9 protein-coding genes are annotated in these 6,887 nt (G+C 61.7%); 4 read left to right on the top strand and 5 right to left on the bottom strand.

Going from position 1 to position 6,887, the window contains the following annotated elements; genetic code table 11:
- Positions 1 to 454: 454 nt before the first annotated feature.
- Together MTBSS4_RS17270 and MTBSS4_RS17265 are read right to left on the bottom strand one after the other, a co-directional pair.
- Positions 455 to 1,618, bottom strand: a complete 1,164-nt coding sequence (locus tag MTBSS4_RS17270; protein WP_173984647.1) for a protein kinase family protein — start codon at positions 1,616 to 1,618, stop codon at positions 455 to 457.
- Positions 1,615 to 2,463: a hypothetical protein gene (locus MTBSS4_RS17265; protein ID WP_254432631.1), complete on the bottom strand. Its 849-nt coding sequence runs from the start codon at positions 2,461 to 2,463 to the stop codon at positions 1,615 to 1,617. The genes MTBSS4_RS17270 and MTBSS4_RS17265 overlap by 4 nt, the downstream gene beginning before the upstream one ends.
- Before the next feature lie 630 nt (positions 2,464 to 3,093).
- Here MTBSS4_RS17265 and mamG point away from each other — a divergent pair.
- Positions 3,094 to 3,507 carry a magnetosome protein MamG gene (gene mamG, locus MTBSS4_RS17260; RefSeq protein ID WP_254432630.1) on the top strand — a complete coding sequence of 138 codons (414 nt, stop codon included), beginning with the start codon at positions 3,094 to 3,096 and terminating at the stop codon, positions 3,505 to 3,507.
- An 11-nt stretch (positions 3,508 to 3,518) separates the two neighbouring features.
- Entirely contained in the window at positions 3,519 to 3,854 is a 336-nt protein-coding gene (locus MTBSS4_RS17255; protein WP_173984645.1) for a hypothetical protein, read from the top strand.
- A gap of 79 nt (positions 3,855 to 3,933) precedes the next feature.
- On the opposite strand, the gene MTBSS4_RS17250 is transcribed toward MTBSS4_RS17255, so the two are convergent.
- The 3 genes from MTBSS4_RS17250 to MTBSS4_RS17240 form a co-directional block, all read right to left on the bottom strand.
- A complete protein-coding gene (locus MTBSS4_RS17250; RefSeq protein WP_156428705.1) occupies positions 3,934 to 4,083 on the bottom strand; it encodes a hypothetical protein in 150 nt (49 codons plus the stop codon).
- Positions 4,080 to 4,496 (bottom strand): UPF0149 family protein, encoded by a 417-nt coding sequence (locus tag MTBSS4_RS17245; RefSeq protein ID WP_173984644.1) that lies wholly within the window; start codon positions 4,494 to 4,496, stop codon positions 4,080 to 4,082. Before MTBSS4_RS17245 ends, MTBSS4_RS17250 begins: the two co-directional genes overlap by 4 nt.
- A 158-nt stretch (positions 4,497 to 4,654) precedes the next feature.
- Positions 4,655 to 5,083 (bottom strand): hypothetical protein, encoded by a 429-nt coding sequence (locus MTBSS4_RS17240; protein ID WP_173984643.1) that lies wholly within the window; start codon positions 5,081 to 5,083, stop codon positions 4,655 to 4,657.
- Positions 5,084 to 5,399: 316 nt separating this feature from the next.
- Here MTBSS4_RS17240 and MTBSS4_RS17235 point away from each other — a divergent pair, with 316 nt between their 5' ends.
- Positions 5,400 to 5,744 (top strand): hypothetical protein, encoded by a 345-nt coding sequence (locus MTBSS4_RS17235; RefSeq protein WP_254432629.1) that lies wholly within the window; start codon positions 5,400 to 5,402, stop codon positions 5,742 to 5,744.
- A 187-nt stretch (positions 5,745 to 5,931) separates the two neighbouring features.
- Positions 5,932 to 6,336, top strand: a complete 405-nt coding sequence (locus MTBSS4_RS17230; RefSeq protein WP_173984641.1) for a response regulator — start codon at positions 5,932 to 5,934, stop codon at positions 6,334 to 6,336.
- Positions 6,337 to 6,887: the final 551 nt, after the last annotated feature.

Raw genomic sequence — 6,887 nt, 5'->3', positions numbered from 1 at the left:
TGCTCGGCCCGGCAGGGTGTTGGGCTGCCCAGGGCGGAGTGCAACCGGATGCAATTATAATAGCCCTTGAGATAGGCAAACAGACAAAGTCTCCTGTGCGCGGCGCGCAGGCACCGGATGCCAGCGAACATCATGCGAAAGATACATGACGCTTCACCAGAATAATACAAGCACACGGGAAATCCCATGTTCAAAATTTATAATAAGATTAAATCGCCTCCAGGTCGAAAAGGGCGGCATGGCCTGACGAGGGAATCGTCATCGTCACCGGCACGCCCTATTATGGGGACACGGCCGGTGGCTTTCGCCGCTCTCGGCAAGGGGTGCGCCACATTCCCTTGGAAAGATCGCCCCACTTGGAAAGAGGGAACCAATGCGGAAAGTCGCCCCGGCGACTGGGACCGCTACCGGCGGACAACCGTTCACGCAAAACATGCCGGGGGGGCCGGATCGCTCAGAAATTTTCCATGATCTTGGCCTTCTGCCCGTCGTAATCGGCCTGGCTGATCAGGCCCTCATCAAGGGCGGCCTTCAGCTTTCTCAGACGATCGATCGGATCGTCGTTGCGGCCGGACACCACCGGCTTGGAGTGATCAGAAGGACTGGGAACGGTAGGCTTAGGCCGGGCAGTGGGAGTGATATTTGGCGCTCCACTGGACACCCGATAGAGAAGCCACCTCAGACCTCCGGTTACCGGGCTCATGTCCAGCCCTGCGGCCACGGACAGGATCGCCTTGATCGACGGTATGCGGATGGAATTCGCCCCACAGGCCAGCGCAAGCCGTGCCGCCCAATCGCGAACGTAGAGGTCATCGAAGGCTGATAGCCGTTGGAACAGCTCGGAGCCTTGCGGATTGAGGAAATCCGACCGGGTGAAGATGAGGTTCTCGCCGCTGTGGCAGTGCTTGAGCAGGCCGGGATCGAACACCAAGGCCCGTAACGACAGTTGCATCACCAGCATGGAGAAGTGATCCAGCGTCGCATCGAAATGCGTCTCGTTGCGCTCAGGGTGCTGGAAATTGATGCTGCCGAGCAAGGTGCAGGGCAGCCCGCTCAGTTCAGGAAGATACATGGAATCGTAATCGATCAGCTTCAGTCGACCATCAGGTCCGATCAGGATGTTGTCGTGTTTAAGGTCGCCATGGGCCACGCCACGGTTCAACAGATCCAGGCAAAGCCGCGCCCAGGCCCGGCTCAAGCCTGCGATGCCACCGCGCTTGTCGCTATCGCACAGGGTTTGGACCAAGGCGCCGATGGTGCGGCCAGGGACCCAAGGCATGCTGATGACCGGATATTCACCGTGCTTGGCGATGGACGACGTCACGTAGAGTTCGTCGCGGTGAAACCGGAGCGGAACCACATAGGGCGAGCCGCTGGCAGCGACGAAGCCGGAGATTGCTTTGTAGCGGCGCTCCAGATCGGGAAGATCACGGATGAAGCACTTGATCGCCAGAAGCGCCCCCTCGGAATCGGTGACCCGGAACACCCCGGCGAAGTTTCCGGCGAGAAACTGGGGGTGGCCTCGGGAATCCTTGAACGGTGTCACCTGGAGAGTGGCGAACCGGGCCTTGGCGTTGGAAAGTGCCGCCTTGTAGTCCGCCAATACCGGGAACGTCACTGTTCGAACTCCGTGGTCCGATCCCGCGAAGAAGCCTCGGCGGCTTGGTTAAAAACGATGGCCGGCCGGGTACCGATGTCGAGCAGCTTGACCAGAGCGACGGCATCGGCATTGAACGCCATGCCGCGCAGGGTCGGCGTGGTCTTCAGGTCGCGCTCGAACAGTTCGCAGATGATGGCACGATGGCGGCCCGACAATTCGCTCGACATCTCGAACAGCAGGCGGGCATAGGTGTCGTCGGGCAGTTGTCCTGCGCTGGACGGGAACACCACCGGCGCGTCGTCGCCGCCTGAAATATGGCAGTTCATCAGCAGGACGTGGCCGTCATTGGTCTTCAGCCCGGTCAACCGCCGGGCGGTCGCCAGAAGTTCTTCGTCGCTGTCCACATCGTTGGCCATGCCGTCGGTAATGTTGATGACGGCCGGGGGGAATGACCCGGGGTTTGCGGAAATCCATGGTTCCAGGATTGACTGCGCCAAGCGCAGAGCTCCGTTCATCGGGGTGCTTTCCACCGCCACCGGCGCCACCCAACGCGATACTGCCACCCGTTCGACCACCGGCTGACCGCGAACCATGGTGGTGGTCTCTTCCTCGATGGTCTCAGCGTTTTCCGCCACCTCGGAGATCGGCACCAACGTGCGCCCGGCGAGGTTTCCCAGCCAGCAGAACTCGGCGCGGTTGGTACGCCCATAGCCGATGACGCCGATGTCGAAATAATCTCGGACACCTTCATCACGCATACAGCGGTTGATCAGTTCGTCGAGGGTTCGGTTGAGCGCATCCGCCACCACCTGGGCCCGGCTGATCGTCTGTCCGTTATCATCGACACCGAAGGTGGTGTTCATGGATTTGGATTGATCGACCAGAAAGATAAAGGCGCCGCGCTGGTCGCGGCTGATTTCCTGTGAATAAGCCACGGCCCACGTCTCCTGTGGTTGAGCAACGGTAGGATTTACGCTGGAGGGGATCTCTGTCGGCGAAATCAGTTCATATCAGGGGCGGCGGCCATGGAAGAATCGTAGGCCCTGAATTTTACGCGCCATCATTTTACCAAAGACCATGGCTCCGTCATATCTTGAACAAAGCACCAGGAAGCATAGACTGCTGAAGCATGGAAAATGCGAGTGATTATTAACATATTTTGCTGCAGACGTACTGCTATCCGCTTGATGACTATTGTCGAACGGGCGAATTTGTGCAACAAGACATGTAGGTATTTGTCTCTTTCCCAGAGGAGTTAGGTTATGGCAGCACAGATGGCAACAGGCATGGCTGGTGGAACCGCCGCGAATGCCGCAGCTTCCGCAGCTGGCGGCGCGTCCATGGGTGCCGCAGCTGCTCGGGAAATCGAGCGTGAGGGTGCCGCACAGGCTGCCGGCGTGAAGGCCGGTGGGGCTCAGGCGGGTGCTGCCAATGGCGCCACGGCCAAGACCGGTGCGGCGAAGGCTGCCGCGGCAGAGGTTGAGCGCGAGGCGGTGACCGCCAAGGCCGCGGGCATGAAAGCCGCCGGGGCCAAGACGGCCGCCGGGGCCAAGACGGCCGCTGGTGGCGCCAATCAGGCCGCCATGGCCGCCAAGGGGACCGGCGTAGCGACCAAGGTCGCCGCAACCGGCGTCAAGGGCAAGGCCATGGTTGCTGCCGGTGGAGCCGGCGCCGCCGGTGCTGCGGCGGGTGCCGCCACCGGTGCTTCCGTCACCGCCAGCCCCATCGCCGCCGCAACCAGCAGCAGCGCCATGCTGTCCGCCAAGGGCGTCAGCTTGGGGCTCGGCCTGGGTCTGGGCGCCTGGGGGCCGGTGCTGCTGGGCGTGGTTGGGGTGGCGGGCGCCATCGCCCTCTATGGATATTACAAGAACCGCAATGCCGAGCCGGCTGCGGCCGAAGCCGTCTGAAGGAGGACGAAATGACCGTACAGACCGTCGGGTTGTCGCAAGAAACCGGAACCAGTTACAAGCCCTTGGTGATGGCTGCCCTCAGCTATCTTGGCATTCTTTGTTTTGTGCCTTTGATGCGCAACAAGGACGACGAATACGTTCAGTTCCATGCCAAGCAAGGGCTGGTGCTGTGGATGGTCGCGGTCCTTTCCATGTTCGTCCTGGAAATTCCCGGCATCGGAAAGTGGTTCTTCGGCTTCTCGTCCATGCTGGTTCTGGTGTTGTCGGTGGCCGGGCTGGTCTCGGTGGCGTTCCGCCGCGCCTGGAAGCTGCCGCTGGTCGGATATATCGCCGACCGTATCTGACTCAGCTGAACGGATCCGCCGCGCCGAGATGACTCCATGGGGTCATCTCGGCGTCGTCGTTTTTGTGGGGCGTTTCTGGTTACATCCGGCGCCACCAATCGAGGGTGCCGCGCAGCAAGGCGGGGCCGTTATCGACAATTTCGATGATGCCCATGGCCACGGCGGCCAACCCCAGCAGAATGCCTATCTTCAGCCTGCCGTTCCGAGGCAGTTGATCGCGAGAGATCATTGCCGCCCCCCCACCGCGCCCACGACGGAGATGGCGCCCATACCGCCAACGACTTCAATAGCCTCCAATGCCGTCATGACCTTGAATCCTACATCCGCACCCGTGTCGAGAAGGCGGTTATGCTGACCGGCATCGTCGAACACCGGTTCCTCTCCGCCGCAGATGACCGGTAGCCATACACCGGGCATGATCAGTTCCAGCCCGATGGCGATGCCGGTCAGAAAGCCGTCAAGATCGCACAACATCAAACAATCTGGCGGGAACTGATCCGACATCAGAACTTCGTCGAGCGCCTCGATATCTGCTTCCAGGTCATGCAGCTTCGGCATGGCTTTCGCCTTTCCAGTTCCAGGGCGGCAACTCGTCGATGCGCCGGGCAGGATGGCCGGCCAGCGCTTCAGCAGATAGTCCATGGCCTTGGCGATATCCGAGGTGTCGAGAATCAGCAGCGTCCGGTCCCGGCTCCCTCGCGCAGTACGGCGGCCCTGATATGAATCCGAAGCTCGGGCCGCCCCAGGTTCCGTGATCACCTTACCTGTCCCATCGACTTGACCGGGGCGGGGGCGGAGGCTCAGCCGAACAGGTCGGCGTAGGGGTCCACCTCGGTTGCTGGTTGCTTCTTCGGCGCTTTCGGACGGGCGGGGGCTTTGGGCATCTGGAACGAGGAAATGGCATTCCAGACCTTGAGGAACAGGCTTTCGCGACCATCCAGGATGCCCGCCGCCTCCTGCTTTTGCCAATGAACCTCGCCCAGCCCGGTTTTGACGGCTTGGCCCGTTGTGACGGCCGGAGCGGCTTCCGCGGATGGGGCCGCCGGTGCCACCGTCGGCGCGGGCGTGGCTTCCGCCGGACCGGCATTCAGAATCACGGTTTGCCGGGGCTTCGGCGTCCTGGTTTTTGCCTTGGTGCGCTTGGCGGCGGGAGGGGCCAGTGCCTGGTCTGCCTCCACGGCACAGGGTTCAGCACTATCGCAAACCGGCTTTTCGCATTTCCTGGTCACTGCCGCATCCATCCAATCAAAAGGGACCCTGGGTTAGGTTTTATCAGATTCGCGGGGAGTTTTCGCCGTCTCATGGTTACCTCGGGGGCGAAGGACCTCCAATGGCGATGACAGAGGGGCGGCGGTCCGGGTATAGAGTGATATTGGCTGGGTTCGGGTTTCCGACGGCGAGGCGTGAACAATGACATCCACGGACCGTGATGCCGACTGGGTCGAATGGTGCCGCGATCAAGCGGCGCTTTTGCGACGGCTCCCCGCGTCCGCCTGTCCGGCGGGGTTTGATCCCGGGGCGTTGGCGCAAGAAATCGAAGACGGGGTGACTTTGAAGATCGACCAGGCGGCCGGATGGATTTTCCGCGCCATGCTGGCCCTGGTGAAACTGGCGGCCTACGACGATCGCGGCCAGATTCAGCGAATGGATTTCGCCCAATCGCAGTTGGCCCTGGTCTGGCGGCCGGAATTTCGGCGCCATCTGGATCTGGAAGATATCTGGCTGCGCGTCCGCGAGGCGGCCGGGCAATTCCGGCCAACCGCCCTTGATCTGCCCCGATCCTGCCCGATCGTGATGGAGGATATGGCGCCTTGGGACGCGGTGGCCTTCGATCTGCGGGGGATGGAGGAGAAGGTCCTGCGGGCGGGCCTGAGCCGACGGAGCGGCTGACGGCCGGGGGATTTCCGTTTTGTCTGGTTTCGTCCGTGTCTCCCGCGCTACAGGTGCCCCGGAGATCGGCTGTCACTTTCAGTGCCGCAATACGGAAGATGTAGGGAGGAAGTTGATGCCGTTCTGACCCGTTCTCGCTACACTCGCAGAGTAAATTGCGTCCGCAACCACCTTCTGGAGAGGGGCCATGCATAACAGATGCAAGCGAGCCGTCATTGTCGAGGATGCTCCGCAGATGCGGACGCTGATCAAGGTTGTGCTGCATGAGTTCGGCGTGAAGGAGATCGTCGAGGCGGAGGACGGTAACGAGGCCATGCTGACCCTGCGGGAAGGCGGAGCCGACATCGTCGTCATGGACTGGATGATGCCGGGCATGGACGGCATTGAATGCACCCGGCGCATCCGGGCCGGGCAGGAGGGGATCGATCCCAATATCCCCATCATCCTGGCCACCGGGGTGGAAGGCGACAGCGCCGAGGCCATGGCCTTGGCGGCGGGGGCCAATTGCTTCCTCAAAAAGCCATTCTCCATCAAAAGATTGCATGCGGCCTTCGTGAAGGCGTTGGGAGCGGCGGCCGCTCCGGTGAACTGAAAAGGGCGGCTCTTTTGCCCATCGCGGCACCGCACGGGGGCGAGGGCCGGGCGCCGCCGGCTAGGGCTCCGAATTCAGGTTACGCAACGGTGAATTCTCATGCGTCAGCCCAAATCTGGATGATCCGTTCGTCATCCCAATCACCGTCGAACCTCATCCTGAGGTTCTCGAAGGCGAGGTTCGACCAAGGCCAGCCTCGTCCGAGACAGCCACTTCGCGGCTTCCTCAGGATGAGGCTGGCGGAACCGATCAAACGGATTTCATATCATACCAACGGCCATAATACCGGCCCCATGGCCTGGCCTTATGGTCCCCTCAATCGCCGGGCGGGCCACCCTCCGTGGCCCTTCCCTTAGGTCTCGCCGCACGAGCGGCGCGGCCGCGCTTGCGGCCGTCCAACGGTCGAACGTTTCGACCGTTGGTATCATTCCCACGAAAGTGGGAATCCAAGTGTCCGGCGGCGGGGCCTCTGGCCATCCGTAGGCTTTGCCCCGTCCATTGATCCCCGCTTTTCGCGGGGATGACGGAACCCGGACTGCCCTCGGCAATCA

The sequence above is a fragment of the Magnetospirillum sp. SS-4 genome, assembly GCF_902729425.1.
Lineage (GTDB): Bacteria > Pseudomonadota > Alphaproteobacteria > Rhodospirillales > Magnetospirillaceae > Phaeospirillum.
The sequence above is the reverse complement of the archived record's forward strand: the minus strand, read 5'-3'. Positions and strand labels throughout refer to the sequence as shown.

Excerpts from the sequence above, each read along its gene's own strand:
- MTBSS4_RS17265 (WP_254432631.1), bottom strand. The coding sequence starts at position 2,463 with ATGAACACCACCTTCGGTGTCGATGATAACGGACAGACGATCAGCCGG.
- MTBSS4_RS17255 (WP_173984645.1), top strand. The coding sequence starts at position 3,519 with ATGACCGTACAGACCGTCGGGTTGTCGCAAGAAACCGGAACCAGTTAC.
- MTBSS4_RS17250 (WP_156428705.1), bottom strand. The coding sequence starts at position 4,083 with ATGATCTCTCGCGATCAACTGCCTCGGAACGGCAGGCTGAAGATAGGC.
- MTBSS4_RS17245 (WP_173984644.1), bottom strand. The coding sequence starts at position 4,496 with ATGGACTATCTGCTGAAGCGCTGGCCGGCCATCCTGCCCGGCGCATCG.
- MTBSS4_RS17230 (WP_173984641.1), top strand. The coding sequence starts at position 5,932 with ATGCATAACAGATGCAAGCGAGCCGTCATTGTCGAGGATGCTCCGCAG.